Genomic DNA, 15,175 nt, shown 5'->3' with positions numbered 1-15,175 from the left:
TCTGTTGTGCGCATTCCCCGGCATCGGCTACACCAGAGCCGGTTCGGCTCCCGCCCGCGCGCATTCCCGGTGCGCGGCCAAAGAGCCTGAGATGGCTCCGACTGCATCATGCAAAATGTCTCGATCCCGGCGGCCCTGATTGCCGGCCTCGTTAGCTTCCTCTCTCCTTGCGTTCTGCCCCTGGTTCCGCCCTATCTGATCTATCTCACGGGCGCCACGATCGAGCATGTCGAGAACAAGGAGCCGGCCTCGGCGTCCAAGCGCGCCATCATGATGTCGGCGCTCCTGTTCGTGCTCGGCTTCTCCACGGTGTTCGTGGCGCTCGGCGCCAGCGCTTCGCTGATCGGCGGGCTGATTCGTGCCTGGTCGGCCGAGCTGTCGATCCTCGCCGGCATCGTCATCATCATCATGGGCCTGCACTTCCTGGGACTGACGCGGATCGGCCTTTTGATGCGCGAGGGGCGCCTGACCGCGCCCAAGCCTGTCGGCCTGTGGGGCGCCTATGTGATGGGCCTCGCCTTCGCCTTCGGCTGGACGCCCTGCATCGGCCCGATCCTCGCCGCGATCCTCTCGATCGCCGCGGCGGAGGCGACGGTGACGAAGGGGGCGGGCCTGCTCGCAGTCTATTCGGCCGGCCTCGGCATTCCCTTCCTGATCGCCGCCCTGATGATCGAGCAGTTCTCGAAGCTGTTCGCGCGCATGAAGGGCCAGCTCGTCAATGTCGAGCGCGCCATGGGCGTCCTGATGGTGATCACTGGCATCGGCTTCCTCACCGGCACGGTCTCGAATGTCAGCATCTGGCTGCTCGAGACGTTTCCGGCGCTGCAGACGATCGGTTAGCTCACGCTGTTGGTACGGCAGTCAGGTCAAACCGGACATGCGCGACGATGCCGGTCGCGCCGCTCCGGTTCTGATGCATCAGCCTGAAGCCGTGCCGGTCGGCGGTGGATTTGGCGATCGCAAGACCAAGCCCGGTCCCCTCGACGCCTTGGGGCGCAGCCCTGAAGAAGCGGTCGTAGATGAACGGCATTGCATCCTCGGGAATGCCTGGGCCGTCATCGACGATCTCCAGCGCGCAAATCTTGCCGTCATTGACGACCCTGAGTTCCACGGAGCCGCCTGAGCCTGAATAGCGAATGGCGTTGTCCAGCAGGATGGCGATGAGCTTGCCGATCGCGTCGCGATCGCCGAGGAACCTGCACGGTGTCTCCGCCGTCATCGCGAGCTGGACGTTGCGCGCCTCAGCCAGCGGATAGAAGTCCGCCAGCAACGAGGTCGCGAGCGCGGCAAGATCGACGTCGTCGCGCTTCCGGATCGAGGCGCCTTCCGTTCTGGCCATTTCGAGCAACTGGCTCGCCAGATGCGATGCGCGCCGCACGCCGTCCCGAAGTTCGTCGGCAAGCTCGCGAGTCTGTCCGGACAGATCCGCGGCGATCAGGTTTTCCGCTTGAATCTGGAGCGCGGCCAGAGGTGTCCTCAGTTCGTGCGCCGCGTCCGCCACGAAGCGGCGCTGCGCTTCGAGTGCCGACCGGTGACGATCGACGAGCTTGTCGATGGCAACGATCAGGGGAGCCACTTCCGCCGGTACGCCCACCGGACGCAGGGGCTCCTGCGCATCGACGCTGCGCTGGCCGATTTCGGCCGACAGCCGTTGCAGACCGCTCATCGTGCGGCTGATCGACCAACCCAGAACGGCCCAGACCAGCGGGATGGCGAGCAGCAGCGGAAGCGCGGCGCCTGTCGCCGCGTGCAGCGCGATCTCGTGCCTGGCGCTCCACGCCTGCGCGATCTGGATATCGTGCTGCGCGTGGCTCCAGCGATAGACGCGCCAATCCTGCCCGTCGGCGATCTCGTCGGACAATCCCGGCACTGATTGCCACGGAATGTCGATCGGAGGACCCGCCCGATGCAGCAGCGCGCCGGAGCGATCCCAGATGCGGACGACCAACTGATCCTCGTCTTCGCCTTCGAGCAGCGGACCCGCACCGTTGCGGTCGCCTGGACCGACATTGACGGCGATCTCCTGCAACTGCGCGTCGAGGAACTTGTTCATCTCATAGGCGACCAGGCCGAACGATGTTGCCGTCGCCAGGAGGCCGATGGCGGCCAGCAACAGCGTCGCACGCGTGATGATCGTCTTGCGAAGAGAGCTCATGATCCGGACTTTGTGACCATCCACCCGGCACCGCGGATGTTCCGGATGACGTCCTTGCCATACCGCTTGCGCAGGCCGTGGATGACGACGTCAACGGCGTTGCTCTGCACCTCGTCACTCCAGCCGTAGATCCGGCTCTCGATCTGGCCTCGCGACAGAATGGTTCCGGGACGCTCCATCAGGGCGTACATCACCGAGAATTCCCGCGCCGAAAGCGTCGACTGGATGCCGCGGAAGGTCGCCACATGGGTCGATGGATCGAGCGTGATCTCCTTGCTGCTCATCAGCGAATTGGAGCGGTCGTTGACCCTGCGCATGACCGCGCGAATGCGCGCGAGCAGGGCGCGCAACTCGAACGGCTTGACGATGAAGTCGTCGGCGCCGAGATCGAGTCCCGCGACCATGTCCTCGACCCGGTCGCGGGCCGTGATCACCAGGATGGGCGAAGCCTTCCTGCTGCGCGCGGCCTTGAGAATCTCGAAGCCGGTCATGCCGGGCAGTCCGATATCGAGCAGCGTGATCGCGTGCTCGGCGCGTTGTAGCGCGGCGTAGCCGTCCTGTCCGTCGCGGGTCCAGTCCACGGTCATTCCGTTTCGCTTCAATCCGCGGACGAGCGCCTTGCCGAACATCGGATCGTCTTCGATCAGCAGGAGGCGCATTGATTCAGGGAAAATCGCTGTGTTGGAGTGGTGGCGCGTCGCAGCACCAAGCGCCACATTCGACACCGCGGCCAAATGGTCAACCGCCTGCGCCTCAATTTAGAACTCTTACAAATTTGGGCGTGAGCGTAGAGAGGCTCGACCTATTCTAAATCCGATCTAATCCTCATCTAATTCTTCGCATTGCAGATGCGCCCCAGTTTGGGACCGCGAAGCCGTCTTTCAGAGCGGCACGCGAAGTTTTGGGGCGTTGCAGATGGAATTGGGTTGTTGGGCTGGCCGTAAGGCGTTGCGTGGTTTTCTGCTGTCGACGACGGCAGCGCTGTCATTCATTGGCGGGCTGACGATGCAGGCCGGCCCGGCCTCTGCGCAGCAGGGGCAGGCGGCGGGAGCCTTGCCGTCAGTCGTCGTTTCCGCTCCGCAGCAGCGCGCCCGCCGGGCGCAGACCGCGACGGCCTCGCGCGCAGCGCGATCGAATCGCCGGACGACCACCGTCGCACCGGTCGAGAAGAAGCCGCCGAGCGTCAACAATCAGGACGCGCGTACCGGCCAGAAGGGCTATGTCACGCGGAGCGTGACCAGCGCGACGAAGACCAATACGGCTCTCCTCAACGTGCCGCAGTCGGTGACGGTGCTGACGAAGGATTTCATCAGGGACCAGGCCTTCACCTCGATCGGCGAGGCGACCCGCTATGTGCCCGGCGTGATCTATCACCAGGGCGAATCGCATCGTGACGACCTCGTCATCCGCGGCCAGCGCAGCAACGCCGACTTCTACACAAACGGCATCCGCGACGACGTCCAGTATTTTCGCGACTTCTACAACATTCAGCGGCTCGAGGTCCTGAAGGGGCCGAACGCGATGATCTTCGGCCGCGGCGGTGGCGGTGGCGTCGTCAACCGCGTACTCAAGGAGGCCGACGGTACGACCATTCGCGAGGTGACGGTCGGCGGCAATTCCTATCCCGGCGCCCGCGTGACCACCGACGTCGGCCAGGCGATCAACGAGAACTGGGCCTTCCGCCTCAACGCGATGTACGAAAACACGCAGAGCTATCGCGATTTCGTCAACCTCGAACGCTGGGCGATCAATCCTACCGCGACCTTTGCGCCGAACGACACCACGACGGTCAAGCTGAGCTACGAGCATCTGCACGACCGGCGTACCGTCGATCGCGGCATCCCTTCGCAGATCCGCCCCGGAAACGCCTTCCCGCGCTATCCCTACGATACGTCGCCGTCTGCGTTCTTCGGCAACCCCAACCTCAACTATGCGCTCGCCGATGTGGATATCGGAACCGCTGTCGTCGAGCACGATTTCGAGAACGGGTGGACGATCAAGAATTCGTCGCAGATCGCCAACTACGACAAGTTCTACCAGAACATCTATCCGGGCGGAGGAGCCAATTCCGGTGCCGTCAATGCCGCCGGAACCTCGAGCAATCTGCAAGCATACAATAACGAGACCGACCGGACGAACTACTTCAACCAGACCGATCTCAACTACAAGTTCGGGACGGGCCCAATTCGTCACACCGTCGTCTTCGGCGCCGAGGTGGGCCGTCAGAACGGCCTGAACTACCGGCAGAGCGGGCTCTTCAATGGCGTATCGTCGACCATCACGATCGATCCGAGGAATCCGACATCGTACGTTCCGGTCACTTTCGCCAATAACGGGGGCACCGACGCCAACAACACCTACAAGCTCAATCTCGGCGCCGTCTACGTCCAGGACCAGGTCGAGATCACGCGCTATCTGGAACTGATTGGCGGCGTGCGGTTCGATCACTTCGACCTAACGTCGCGAGACCGCCGCACATTCGTCGAGCTCAACCGAGTCGATGATCTGGTGTCGCCACGCGCCGGTGTCCTGTTCAAGCCGCTCGAAAACCTGTCGATCTACGGCAGCTACAGCATCTCGTATCTGCCGAGCGCCGGCGACCAGTTCAGCGCTCTGACACCGGGCCTGGCCATCGCAGCGCCCGAGAAGTTCGTGAACAAGGAAGTCGGGCTCAAATACGACATCTTCCCGAGCCTGCAGTTCGCTACGGCGATCTACGAACTGGACCGGACCAATCAGCGCTTTGCCGATCCCAACAATGCGGGATTCTTCATTCTGAGCGGAGCAACCAAGACCCGCGGCTTCGAAGCGTCTCTGACCGGCTACGTGACGGACGCCTGGCAAATCACGGGCGGCTACGCTTACACGGATGCGCGGATCACCAGCAACAACTCCGCGACCATTGTCGCCGGCAACCGCGTGGGACTTGTGCCGTACATTACCTTTTCCCTCTGGAACAAGTATCAGTTCACGGAGCAGTGGGCCGCGGGCCTCGGTGTGATCCACTACTCGAACTTCTTCGCATCGTCCGACGACACCGTCCTGATTCCGGAGTTCACGCGAGTGGACGCCGCTGTGTTCCTCAGGCTCAACGAGACCTGGCGGGCTCAGCTCAACATCGAAAATCTCCTCGACCGGAAGTACTATTCGACCGCGGACGGGAATAACAACATCACGCCGGGGTCTCCACGTGTGTTCAGATTGTCAGCCACGGCGAACTTCTGATGGTGTTGAGATGACACGCGCGAGTGGCCGAGCTGAAGGCAGGTCGACGGCACGCAAGAGCAATCGCGCCGCACAGGCGGCGCGACAGCGCTGCTTCGTGCTGGAGATCAACCAGAGACCGGTTCTTGCATTCTCGGCCAGCTCACTGCGATCCGCCAAGGCGCGCGTGCAGGAAGCCTGGTTCGTCGAGGAACTGGAGAGCATGCGTTCAGGTGGGCGTCCTCTCCTGTGCCCGGATCATGTCCGACAGGTCAGGCTCGCGCTTCCCGCCGAGATTGCCGCGGTGGAACTTGGACGCGGCATCGATGAGGCGCGCGGCGAGGACGCCAAATATGGCTTCGCGTTTCTCGTTCCGATCGACGTGCCGCCGAATTAACGGTGTCGACCGTTTTTTCTATTGAACCGCGAAGCGCGCGAGCGCCTCGCGGTCGATCTCGATACCTAGCCCCGGTCTGTCAGGCACCCGCACGAAACCCTTCTCGTGCTCGATCGGCTCCTTCAAAATCGCCTGCCGGATCGGATGCTCGGTGCGGTCGAACTCGAGCATCGGTTCGATCGGCGCAAGCGAGATCGGCGTGTGTGACGGCAGCACGGCGAGGAGCTGGAGCGAGGCCGCGATCGCGATCCCGGTGCCCCAGACATGCGGATTGTAGCGGATGCCGAACGCCTCGCTCATGTCGGCGATCTTCTTGCATTCGGAGAGGCCACCCGCGGCGCAGGTGTCGGGCTGGGCGATGTCCAGCGCATGCGATGCGAACAGGTCGCGAAAACCGAAACGGGTGAATTCGCATTCGCCGCCGGCGATGGGAATCGTCAGCGCGGATCGCACCGCGCGATATCCCGCGACATCCTCCGGCGGCACCGGCTCCTCGAACCAGCCGATGTCGTAGCGCTCGATCATGCGGCCGAGCCGGATCGCCGCCACTGCGTCATAGGCGTGGTTCGCATCGACCATCAGCGCGACATCCGGGCCGATCGCCTCGCGCACCGCGCGGGTGACCGCGGCATCCTCGGCGATGCCGAAGCCGACCTTCAGCTTCACGGCGCGGAAACCTTCCGCGGCGTAGCCGGCCGCTTCCTCCGGCAGGTATTTGAGCGGATCGCCTGATTTGCGCCGGTAGAGCCCGGTCGCATAGGCCGCTATCTCCTTGCGCGCGGCGCCGCCGAGAAGCTGATGCGCTGGCACGCCGAAATGCTTGCCCTTGATGTCCCACAACGCGATGTCGATGCCGCTCAGGCCCTGGATCACGACGCCCTTCTGGCCGTGATCGCGCAAGCGTGCGTAGACCATCTGCCACAGCACGTCGGTGCGCAGCGGATCCTCGCCGATCAGCCAGGGCGCGATGCTCTGCACCACCGCCGCCGTCATCCGCGCCGGCCCGTAGCATTCGCCCCAGCCGGTCAGGCCGTCATCCGTCTCGATCTCGACCAGCATCGCGGTGCGCGTGTCGTACCAGGCGCGCGAATAGGCGAAGGGCTGCGAGAGCTTTGCTTCGAGGATGTGCGTGCGCACCTTGGTGATCTTCATCGCCGATGTTCCTTCAATCCGTTCACCGCGCCTCGTCCAGCACGCACGTCACCGTGCAGACGACGCCGCGCGGCAGGAAGTCGACGGTCGCCTCGCCGCCGAGCTGGTCGCGCGCGCTGCGCTCGATCAGGCGCGAGCCGAAACCGCGCTGCACCGGCTCCGTCACCGGCGGTCCGCCGATCTCACTCCAGATCAGCCGCAGCCGGGGCTTCGGCGTGTCGGCGATGACCTCCCAGTCCAGCGTAACCCGGCCGGTCTCGTTCGACAGCGCGCCGTATTTCGCGGCGTTGGTGGCGATCTCGTGCACGATCATCGACAGCACCACGGCGAGCCGCGGCGACAGCGGCACGGCGGGGCCGGCCATGCGGATGCGACCGGGATTGCTCAGCAGGAACGGCTGGAGCACGCGCGCGATCACATCCCTCAGCTCCGATCCCGCCCATTTCTCCTGGCTCAGGAGATTGTGCGCCTCGGCGAGCGCACCGAGTCGTCCCTCGAACTTCGTCCGCTCGTCCCGGCTTGAACTTCGGAAGGTCTGCACTGCGATCGCCTGCATCAAGGCCAGCGTGTTCTTGACGCGATGGTTGAGCTCCTCGATCAGCAGATTGTGCAGCATCTCGCCGCGCGCGATCGTGGTCGCCATCCGTACCGCGAAGGTCAGGCCGGTCAGCAGCAGGATGCCGCCGATCAGGCTGGTGATCGCGATGTCGCGCCAGAGCGGGGCGATCAGCGATCTCTCGGCGACACCGGCCACGACCGTCCAGCCGGTCAGCCGCGATCTCGTATAGGCGGAGGACAGCGCGACGCCGTCGAGCGAAACGGTGGAGAGGGTCGCCTCCGGGGTCCGGGCCATCGCATCGTTCAGTGCGCCGGAGGCCTGCTTGCCGAACGTCTCGGCCGGATTGGGCGCGCGCGCGAACACCCGACCCTTGGTGTCCAGCAGCGACACCGTCCACTGATCGTTCGGCCGCTGCTGCTCGACCAGTTTCTGGAATGTCGCGATCGGCGGGCTGAAGGAGAGCGCGTAGACGACCTCATCGTTGCGCAGCACGGGAACCTCGACGGTCACGATCGGTCGGTTCTTGGTCGAGCCGGTGAACAGGTCGGAATATTGCGGTGACTTGCTCGCAAATACCCGCTCGACGATCTCGCGATTATTGCGGGGTGGCAGGTTTGTCGTTTCACTCGTGACGGTCGAGAACAGCTGGTGCCCGCTCCCGTCCGCCACCAGCAGGACGCTGTCCTCGCCATATTGGCTGATGAACCCGGTTGCCAGCCGGCGGAAGTCGTCGAAGTCGCCGCTTTGCAGGGCGTTGCTGAGCGCCAGCACCTGCAAGCCGCCGGTCATCCGCTGCACTTCGGAATCGAGCACGAGGCGCATGCTTCGCACCGTCTCCAGCACGCGTCGTGTCGCGTCGCTGCGGTCCTGGCGGTAGTTGGAATAGGCAATACCCACCGCAAAGACGATCAGCGGCAACATCGTTCCCGTGACCAGAAGAGCGAGCCGGACCGGCAGAGTGAGCTTTGACAAACGCGGGCGTCCCGGTTCCAGCGCAGCGGCGCCGGATTATGATTTTGGGGAGACCATACGGGTGAGACTTGCACCGCGCCACGATTTTCGCGTCCGGCGAGCGCGTCAGAGCGGGATTTTGCAGCGCGGTCGTGGGCGTCAAGTCGCGCACCGAGGCTGAAAGCGGCATGAAGACCGTCAAGGTCTGCACGTCCAACTGAGGAGCATGACGCAGTTCTGATTTTGTGGGCCGTGCCCGCCGTTCTGGTGCTCGGCGGCGGAATTTATCTGATCGGCCATATGCACTAGGCAACGACGGGCCCTCGCGATCGATCGCGAGGGCCCGTTCTTGTTGAGACGCAGCTCAGAGATTGCTCTCGGTGATCGCGGCATAGACCATGCTGCGCAGTTCGCGCCGGAGCGGATAGGCGCTCGACGGCAGCACCTGCGTCATGAAGATGGTGATCAGCTCTTCGGCCGGGTCGATCCAGAACGAGGTCGTGGCCGCGCCGCCCCAATTATATTCGCCCGGGCTGCCGGCGATCAGCGTCTCCGCCGGCCGCATGGTCACGGCGAAGCCGAGACCGAAGCCGATGCCGTTATAGGTGGCTTCGGAGAACAGCGAACGCGATACCTCCGGCAGCGCGCGGCCGCCCGGAATGTGGTTGCTCGTCATCAGCGCGAGCGTCTTCGGCCCGAGCAGGCGGACGCCGCCCAGCTCGCCGCCATTGAGCAGCGCGCGGCAGAAAGTGAGATAGTCGGCGACCGTCGAGCATAGTCCGCCGCCGCCCGAGATGAACGAGGGCGGAGACAGGAACGAGCTCTTGGTCGGGTCGTCCTGGAGCGTCAGGCCCTCGCGGCGCTGGCCGGCATGGAAGGTCATGCCGCCACCCGGATCGGCGGAGTAGCAGGCGGCGAAGCGATGCGCCTTGGCGGCCGGCACGTGAAAATCAGTGTCGGTCATGCCGAGCGGATCGAGGATGCGCGTTTTAAGGAACTGCTTGAAGGGAATCCCGGAGATTTTGCCGACGAGATAGCCAAGCACGTCGGTCGCCACCGAGTAGTTCCAGGATTCGCCCGGCGAGAACTCCAGCGGAATCTTTGCCAGCGCCTCGATCATGCTCTGCAGCGTGCCGGCTTTCTCGACTTCGCCGATCTTTTCGGTGCGATAGGCGGCATCGACGTTGGAGCGCTGCTGGAAGCCGTAGGTGAGACCGGCGGTGTGCCGCAGCAGGTCGACGATCAGCATCGGCCGGGACGGCGGCCGGGTCAGGAAGGCCGGCGCGGTGCCAGCGACGAACACGCCGAGATCCTTCCATTCCGGAATGTATTTGGCGACGGGCTCGTCGATCGCCACGAGGCCTTGCTCGACCAGCATCATGAAGGCGACGCTGGTGAGCGGCTTGGTCATGGAATAGATGCGGTAAATGGTGTCGTCCTTGACCGGCGCCTTGCGCTCGACGTCGGCAAAGCCCTGCACCGAGCTGTGGGCGACCTTGCCGCGGCGATAGACCAGCAGGTGCGTGCCCGGGAAGCGGCCGGCATCGATGTAGCGTCTCTTCAGATGCGCATCGACGCGGTCGAGCGCGGCCTTGGACATGCCCACGGATTCGGGCGAGGCGGGGGTAGGGGCGAGCATCAGTTCCTCCGGGGCGTTTTGTCGGAAAGTTGATAGCGAAATGCCGGCCCCATTCCAAGCCGGTTGCGCTTAACGCGGCCGGGCCTGCTGGTGTAGGCTGCACTGTGGAACGCCTCCAAGGAGCCCACCCGGGCCAACGAGAAAACTCAGGGCAAACGCACCATGACCCAGTTCAACGAGACCGAACTCACCGAAGCCGTCGTCAAAAGCTTCGACAATACGCCGAACCCTCGGGCAAAATTCCTGCTCCAGGAATTGGTGAAGTCGCTGCACGATTACGTGAGCAAGACCGGTCTCACCTTCGAGGAATGGGAATACGCCATCGATTTCCTGACCCGCACCGGCCACAAATGCACCGACACAAGGCAGGAGTTCATCCTGCTCTCCGACGCGCTCGGGGTCTCCATGCTGGTCGACGCGGTCAACCACCGCGACCGCGAGGGGGCGACCCAGACCACGGTGCTCGGGCCCTTCTATGTCGGCGAGCACAAGGTGACCGCGCACGGCACCGACATCTCGCCGAACAATCAGACCGGCGAACGGATGTTCGTGCAGAGCCGTGTCACCGACCTCAAGGGCAAGCCGCTTGCGGGCGTTCCCGTCGACGTCTGGCATGCCGACGATGACGGCTTCTACGATTCACAGAAGCCGAACTACGACGAGGTCGGCGCTTCGGCGCGGGCGCGCTTCATCACCGACGCCGACGGCCGCTTCTTCTTCCGCACCATTTTGCCTTGCAGCTATCCGATTCCGACCGATGGCCCGGTCGGCGAGATGATCATGCAGACCAAGCGCCATCCGATGCGGCCCGCGCACGTGCACTTCCTGGTCAATGCCAAGGGCTACGAGCCGCTGATCACCCACGTCTTCATGGATGGCGACAAATATCTCGATTCCGACGTGGTGTTCGGGGTCAAGGACGACCTCGTCGCCAAGGTCGAGCCGCGCAACGACCCGGCGATGCCTGACGGCTCCAAGGCAAACGGGCAGTGGCATTTGATGACGTACGAATTCCACCTCAAGCCCGGTGGCGGCATGGCGCCGAAGCCGCTGGGGGTGAAGGCGGAGGAGCCGGCGTGACGGCGCTGCGCTGGAGCGCACATTCGGCCGCCCGGTAGTCAGGGCGCGTGCGACGTCCGCTGTGCTTCTGGTAGCTGCGCAACAGCGGACCTCACTGGATGTCCGAGTTGGGCCAACAACAAACATACTGCGAACATAAAGAAGACGCGAGGCGAGCCGGCCTTAACGCCCCCGGAGCGTCCCGATTAAGCAGGACGGATACCGCCTGTTCGTGCAGCGCGTGGGTTCACATGCCACTCCCTCCGCCACCGCCGCCGCCACCACCAGCTTGTCTGGACGCTTCGAGATTTCTGTCTAAACGACTGGGTTCATTAGGCGCGTAACCGAAAGCTCCCGGATAGCCCTTCTTCGATCCCATTGTTTGCAGCTCATGCAGCGGAGCGTAGCCGGGGACGCCCGGGTGATGTCTCTTAGAGATCTTATGCTGCAGACCAACTGCTTTGCCTGGTACACCCTGCGCAAGCGCGGCTGGTGCGGCGGCGATGAGAGCGGCGGCACAAAGTGCGATGATCGTTGTCTTCACCTTTCGGTCCTCCCTCCTTGAAACAAAAGAGCCCGCGTAGCGGATTCAACGCCGTCGCGACGGCATAGTCGAGCGCAAAAACGTCTAGCCGCAATCAACCTTTAAACCCGGCTAATCGCGCGATGTTTGGGCTATTTGGCCGATGTCGCATATGGGTCACCAGCGGCAATGCTCTGACGAACGATAATGGTTCCACTTGGCCGATAGAAGTGGACGTCTGCGCCCTTCTGCGCCCTATCGCCCGTGCAGCAGCGCCAGCAGCACGACGACTGCGCAAGCAAGCGCTGCCGTGGTCAGCTTCCAGAACATCAGCGGGCTACGCTCCAAGAGCGGCGTGATCCGTGTGTCGAGATAGGCCGGATTGGGCGTGCGAAGCTCGAAGACGAATTCGGACAGATCCTCGTGCCGCTTGTAGGGATCCGGATGGAGCGCGCGCCTGAGCGCGCCGTCGACCCAGGCCGGCACGTTGCGATCGTCGCCGGCCGGGCGATATTGAAGTCTCCGCACGTCTGCCTTGCGCCGGATCCTGGCGATCTGGGTGCCATAGGGAAGCTTTCCCGTCAGCATCTGGTAGCAGATCACGGCCAGCGAAAACATGTCGGAGCGCGGCGAGCCGCCTTGCCCCAGAAAGTACTCCGGCGCCGTGTACTGGACCGTTCCCAGGATGTCGTCGGCCTCGTCTCGCGGCGCGGCTTCCGCGACGCCCGCGACCCTGACCGACCCGAAGTCGATGATCTTCGCGGTGCCCGTCTTGTCGATCAGGATGTTGTCGGGCCTGAGGTCCTGATGCAGCATTTCCATGCGGTGGAAGGCGCGCAGCCCCGCGGCGATCTGCTCGATGATACCGCGGACGGTTTCGAGGTCGGGGCGCGGATTGTCGGTCATCCACTGTTTCAGGGTCTGCCCTTCGACGAATTCGGTCGCGACGTAGAGGTAGCTGCGCCGTCTCGACTGTGACAGCGGCTTCAGCACGTGCGGGCTGTCGATCCGGCGCGCGATCCACTCCTCCATCAGGAAGCGCTTGAGATAGGCGGCGTTGTCGCGCAAGTCGATCGACGGTAGCTTGAGCGCGACCGGCGCCTCGGTCTCCACATCGACGGCGAGATAGATATGACTGCGGCTGCTGCCGTGGATTTCCCGGATAATCCTGTAGCCGTCGAAGACCGCGCGCGGCTCCGGCAACGGAGGAAGCGGCAGCTGTGACGTCTGATTGAAGATACCGGACGGCTCGCGCTGCGGCACCGCGTCGATGCGCAGGATCTGGACGGTGATGTTGTCGTCGCTGCCGCGCCGGTAGGCTTCCTCGACGATCGCCTTTGCCGCGCCATCGAGCCCGGCTGCGTGCTCGCCGAGTACGCTGGTGATAAAACGCTGGTCGACGAATTCATAGGCACCGTCGGTCGCCAGGATGAAGGTGTCGCCGGCCTCGATCTCGACCGTCTGGTAGTCGATCTCGAGCTGCGGATTGATGCCGAGCGCGCGGCCGAGATAGGTCTGCTCCGACGACACGATGATCCGATGATCGTCGGTCAGCTGCTCGAGCGCTTTGCCGGCGACGCGGTAGACGCGACAGTCGCCGACATGGAAGATGTGCGCGGTGGTCGCCTTGATGACCATGGCGGTCAGGGTGCAGACATAACCCTTGTCGCGGTCATAGGCATATTGGCTCTTGCGCGTCTGCGCGTGCAGCCAGGAATTGGTCGCGTCGAGCACGCGGCGGGCGGAGGTCTTCACCGTCCAGGATTCCGACGTGCAGTAATAGTCCATCAGGAAGCTCTTGACCGCCGACTCGCTGGCGATCTGGCTCACCGTGCTGCTCGAGATGCCGTCGGCGAGAACGGCCGCGATGCCCTTCAGGCTGAGCAGCGGTTCTTCCGGAATCAGGACGCCGTGAAAATCTTGATTGACGGGCTTGCGCCCCTTGTCGGAGTGCTGGCCGACAGAGATCAGGAGTCCGCGGGTCATCGTCATCACCAGGCGAAGGGAGCCTCACCCTGGTCGGGCGAGGCTCCTCTGTCGAGACGTATCAGGCCGCAACGCGGGTCGGCGCAGCCTTGCCGGCCTGGCGCTTCGGCTTGGTCATGACGTGGGTGGCGTAGAGGGTCATGCCGGTGAAGGCGAGGCCGCCCACGAGATTGCCGAGCACGGTCGGGATCTCGTTCCAGATCAGATAATCCATGATCGAGAATTTGGCATGGAGCATCAGGCCGGACGGGAACAGGAACATGTTCACGACGGAATGCTCGAACACCATGTAGAAGAACAGCATGATGGGCATCCACATCGCGATGACCTTGCCGGGGACCGAGGTCGAGATCATGGCGCCGACGACGCCGGTCGAGACCATCCAGTTGCACAGCATGCCGCGCATGAACAGCGTCGCCATGCCGGCCGCGCCGTGCGCGGCATAGCCGAGCGTTCGGCCTTCGCCGATGTTTCCAATGGCCGCTCCGACCTTGTCGGGGTCTTGCGTGAAGCCGAACGTCGTCACGAAGGCCATCATGAAGGCCACGGTGAAGGCGCCGGCGAAGTTGCCGACGAAGACCAGGCCCCAGTTGCGCAGCACGCCGCCAAGAGTGACGCCGGGACGCTTGTCGATCAGGGCGAGCGGCGAGAGCACGAACACGCCGGTGAGCAGATCGAAGCCGAGCAGGTACAGCATGATGAAGCCGACCGGAAACAGTATCGCGCCGATCAGCGGCTGGCCCGTGTTCACGTTGATGGTGATGGCGAACCATGCGCCGAGTGCGAGGATGGCGCCGGCCATGAAGGCGCGGATGGCAGTATCCCGGGTGGACATGAAGATCTTGGACTCGCCCGCATCCACCATCTTGGTGACGAATTCCGAAGGCGCGAGATACGACATCAATGGTTCCTTTTGCTTCGTAAGTGAGATCGACACGCCCGAGAGAGCGCAGCTGAACATCATTGGCCGTGCGGACAGCTCTGCCGCACGAGGGCTATGGAAGGTTTGGAAGCCTTGGGAATCGCGTCACGAGGACTGAGCCGGGGAGGGCCGCGAAGCAGTTGAGCTTCCGGGATGCAGCCGCCAGAGGCTGCAACAATGCGGCGAGCCGCAGTCTTCGTTGACGTCGGTGAAGAAGCAAGTTGCGTGCCGTATGGGCGTGTTAGAAAAGGCTAGTGATATCAGACGGATGCTGCGCGCGTTCAGCTGACTTTTGCGGACGCACGGCCTTTTGCTTGGGCCGCTGCATAAGATTTGTGCGGCGCACAAGGAATGAGCAATCCGCAAGTTCCGCGTGCGCAGCAAGCCTGCGACAGTCTGGCGCGGCATCAATAACCCATTCATTTTTCGATAGTTTTCGAAGTGGCGGGCTTGGCATGAAGCTTGAATCATTCAAGCCGACGCCATTGAAGCCGTCCCGCGAGACTTCTCATCCGATTTGCCGACGCCACCAGACGGGGGTCTCCCCCGCCATGCGTTCGCATGCGCCTTTTTCTGGCGTCACGGACGGACGGGCTGCTCGCGAGCACTGACGCCATCAATTCTGCAA

At 63.5% G+C, this 15,175-nt stretch carries 12 protein-coding genes; 4 read left to right on the top strand and 8 right to left on the bottom strand.

Annotated elements, in window-relative coordinates; all coding sequences use genetic code 11:
* The first annotated feature begins 108 nt into the window (after positions 1-108).
* Positions 109-840: a cytochrome c biogenesis CcdA family protein gene (locus ACVJ5M_RS36400; protein WP_085404442.1), complete on the top strand. Its 732-nt coding sequence runs from the start codon at positions 109-111 to the stop codon at positions 838-840.
* A gap of 1 nt (position 841) precedes the next feature.
* Here the strand turns inward: ACVJ5M_RS36400 and ACVJ5M_RS36395 are convergent, their stop codons facing one another.
* Positions 842-2,155 (bottom strand): ATP-binding protein, encoded by a 1,314-nt coding sequence (locus ACVJ5M_RS36395; RefSeq protein ID WP_071915946.1) that lies wholly within the window; start codon positions 2,153-2,155, stop codon positions 842-844.
* Positions 2,152-2,814 (bottom strand): response regulator transcription factor, encoded by a 663-nt coding sequence (locus ACVJ5M_RS36390; RefSeq protein WP_063984805.1) that lies wholly within the window; start codon positions 2,812-2,814, stop codon positions 2,152-2,154. The genes ACVJ5M_RS36395 and ACVJ5M_RS36390 overlap by 4 nt, the downstream gene beginning before the upstream one ends.
* Before the next feature lie 256 nt (positions 2,815-3,070).
* Here ACVJ5M_RS36390 and ACVJ5M_RS36385 point away from each other — a divergent pair, with 256 nt between their 5' ends.
* Positions 3,071-5,380, top strand: coding sequence for a TonB-dependent receptor (locus tag ACVJ5M_RS36385; protein WP_063984804.1), 2,310 nt, complete (start codon positions 3,071-3,073; stop codon positions 5,378-5,380).
* A gap of 97 nt (positions 5,381-5,477) precedes the next feature.
* On the top strand, positions 5,478-5,756 hold the full coding sequence (locus tag ACVJ5M_RS36380) for a hypothetical protein (protein WP_187387772.1): 279 nt from the start codon (positions 5,478-5,480) through the stop codon (positions 5,754-5,756).
* A gap of 18 nt (positions 5,757-5,774) precedes the next feature.
* On the opposite strand, the gene ACVJ5M_RS36375 is transcribed toward ACVJ5M_RS36380, so the two are convergent.
* The 3 genes from ACVJ5M_RS36375 to ACVJ5M_RS36365 all read right to left on the bottom strand — a co-directional run bounded on the left by ACVJ5M_RS36375 (position 5,775) and on the right by ACVJ5M_RS36365 (position 10,057).
* Complete coding sequence (locus ACVJ5M_RS36375; protein ID WP_063984802.1) at positions 5,775-6,908, bottom strand: mandelate racemase/muconate lactonizing enzyme family protein; 1,134 nt, start codon at positions 6,906-6,908, stop codon at positions 5,775-5,777.
* Positions 6,909-6,930: 22 nt separating this feature from the next.
* The gene (locus ACVJ5M_RS36370; RefSeq protein ID WP_063984801.1) at positions 6,931-8,388 is read right to left on the bottom strand and encodes a sensor histidine kinase; all 1,458 of its coding nucleotides are present in this window, start codon (positions 8,386-8,388) and stop codon (positions 6,931-6,933) included.
* A gap of 394 nt (positions 8,389-8,782) precedes the next feature.
* Positions 8,783-10,057: a serine hydrolase domain-containing protein gene (locus tag ACVJ5M_RS36365; protein WP_354099394.1), complete on the bottom strand. Its 1,275-nt coding sequence runs from the start codon at positions 10,055-10,057 to the stop codon at positions 8,783-8,785.
* Between the two features lie 162 nt (positions 10,058-10,219).
* Between ACVJ5M_RS36365 and ACVJ5M_RS36360 the strand changes: the two genes are divergently transcribed.
* Positions 10,220-11,137 (top strand): intradiol ring-cleavage dioxygenase, encoded by a 918-nt coding sequence (locus ACVJ5M_RS36360; protein ID WP_063984799.1) that lies wholly within the window; start codon positions 10,220-10,222, stop codon positions 11,135-11,137.
* A 226-nt stretch (positions 11,138-11,363) separates the two neighbouring features.
* On the opposite strand, the gene ACVJ5M_RS36355 is transcribed toward ACVJ5M_RS36360, so the two are convergent.
* From ACVJ5M_RS36355 to ACVJ5M_RS36345, 3 genes are all read right to left on the bottom strand, one after another.
* Positions 11,364-11,660 (bottom strand): hypothetical protein, encoded by a 297-nt coding sequence (locus tag ACVJ5M_RS36355; RefSeq protein ID WP_231144400.1) that lies wholly within the window; start codon positions 11,658-11,660, stop codon positions 11,364-11,366.
* Between the two features lie 234 nt (positions 11,661-11,894).
* A complete protein-coding gene (locus tag ACVJ5M_RS36350; protein WP_063984798.1) occupies positions 11,895-13,631 on the bottom strand; it encodes a bifunctional protein-serine/threonine kinase/phosphatase in 1,737 nt (578 codons plus the stop codon).
* Positions 13,632-13,686: 55 nt separating this feature from the next.
* Entirely contained in the window at positions 13,687-14,526 is an 840-nt protein-coding gene (locus tag ACVJ5M_RS36345; protein WP_028146778.1) for a formate/nitrite transporter family protein, read from the bottom strand.
* Between the last annotated feature and the right edge of the window lie 649 nt (positions 14,527-15,175).

This window comes from Bradyrhizobium sp. S3.7.6, from assembly GCF_054061875.1.
The sequence above is the reverse complement of the archived record's forward strand: the minus strand, read 5'-3'. Positions and strand labels throughout refer to the sequence as shown.

Bases quoted from the DNA above. Each gene is read 5' to 3' on its own strand.
- ACVJ5M_RS36370 (WP_063984801.1), bottom strand. From the start codon at position 8,388: ATGTTGCCGCTGATCGTCTTTGCGGTGGGTATTGCCTATTCCAACTAC.
- ACVJ5M_RS36345 (WP_028146778.1), bottom strand. From the start codon at position 14,526: ATGTCGTATCTCGCGCCTTCGGAATTCGTCACCAAGATGGTGGATGCG.
- ACVJ5M_RS36400 (WP_085404442.1), top strand. From the start codon at position 109: ATGCAAAATGTCTCGATCCCGGCGGCCCTGATTGCCGGCCTCGTTAGC.
- ACVJ5M_RS36390 (WP_063984805.1), bottom strand. From the start codon at position 2,814: ATGCGCCTCCTGCTGATCGAAGACGATCCGATGTTCGGCAAGGCGCTC.
- ACVJ5M_RS36375 (WP_063984802.1), bottom strand. From the start codon at position 6,908: ATGAAGATCACCAAGGTGCGCACGCACATCCTCGAAGCAAAGCTCTCG.
- ACVJ5M_RS36365 (WP_354099394.1), bottom strand. From the start codon at position 10,057: ATGCTCGCCCCTACCCCCGCCTCGCCCGAATCCGTGGGCATGTCCAAG.
- ACVJ5M_RS36385 (WP_063984804.1), top strand. From the start codon at position 3,071: ATGGAATTGGGTTGTTGGGCTGGCCGTAAGGCGTTGCGTGGTTTTCTG.
- ACVJ5M_RS36350 (WP_063984798.1), bottom strand. From the start codon at position 13,631: ATGACGATGACCCGCGGACTCCTGATCTCTGTCGGCCAGCACTCCGAC.
- ACVJ5M_RS36360 (WP_063984799.1), top strand. From the start codon at position 10,220: ATGACCCAGTTCAACGAGACCGAACTCACCGAAGCCGTCGTCAAAAGC.
- ACVJ5M_RS36395 (WP_071915946.1), bottom strand. From the start codon at position 2,155: ATGAGCTCTCTTCGCAAGACGATCATCACGCGTGCGACGCTGTTGCTG.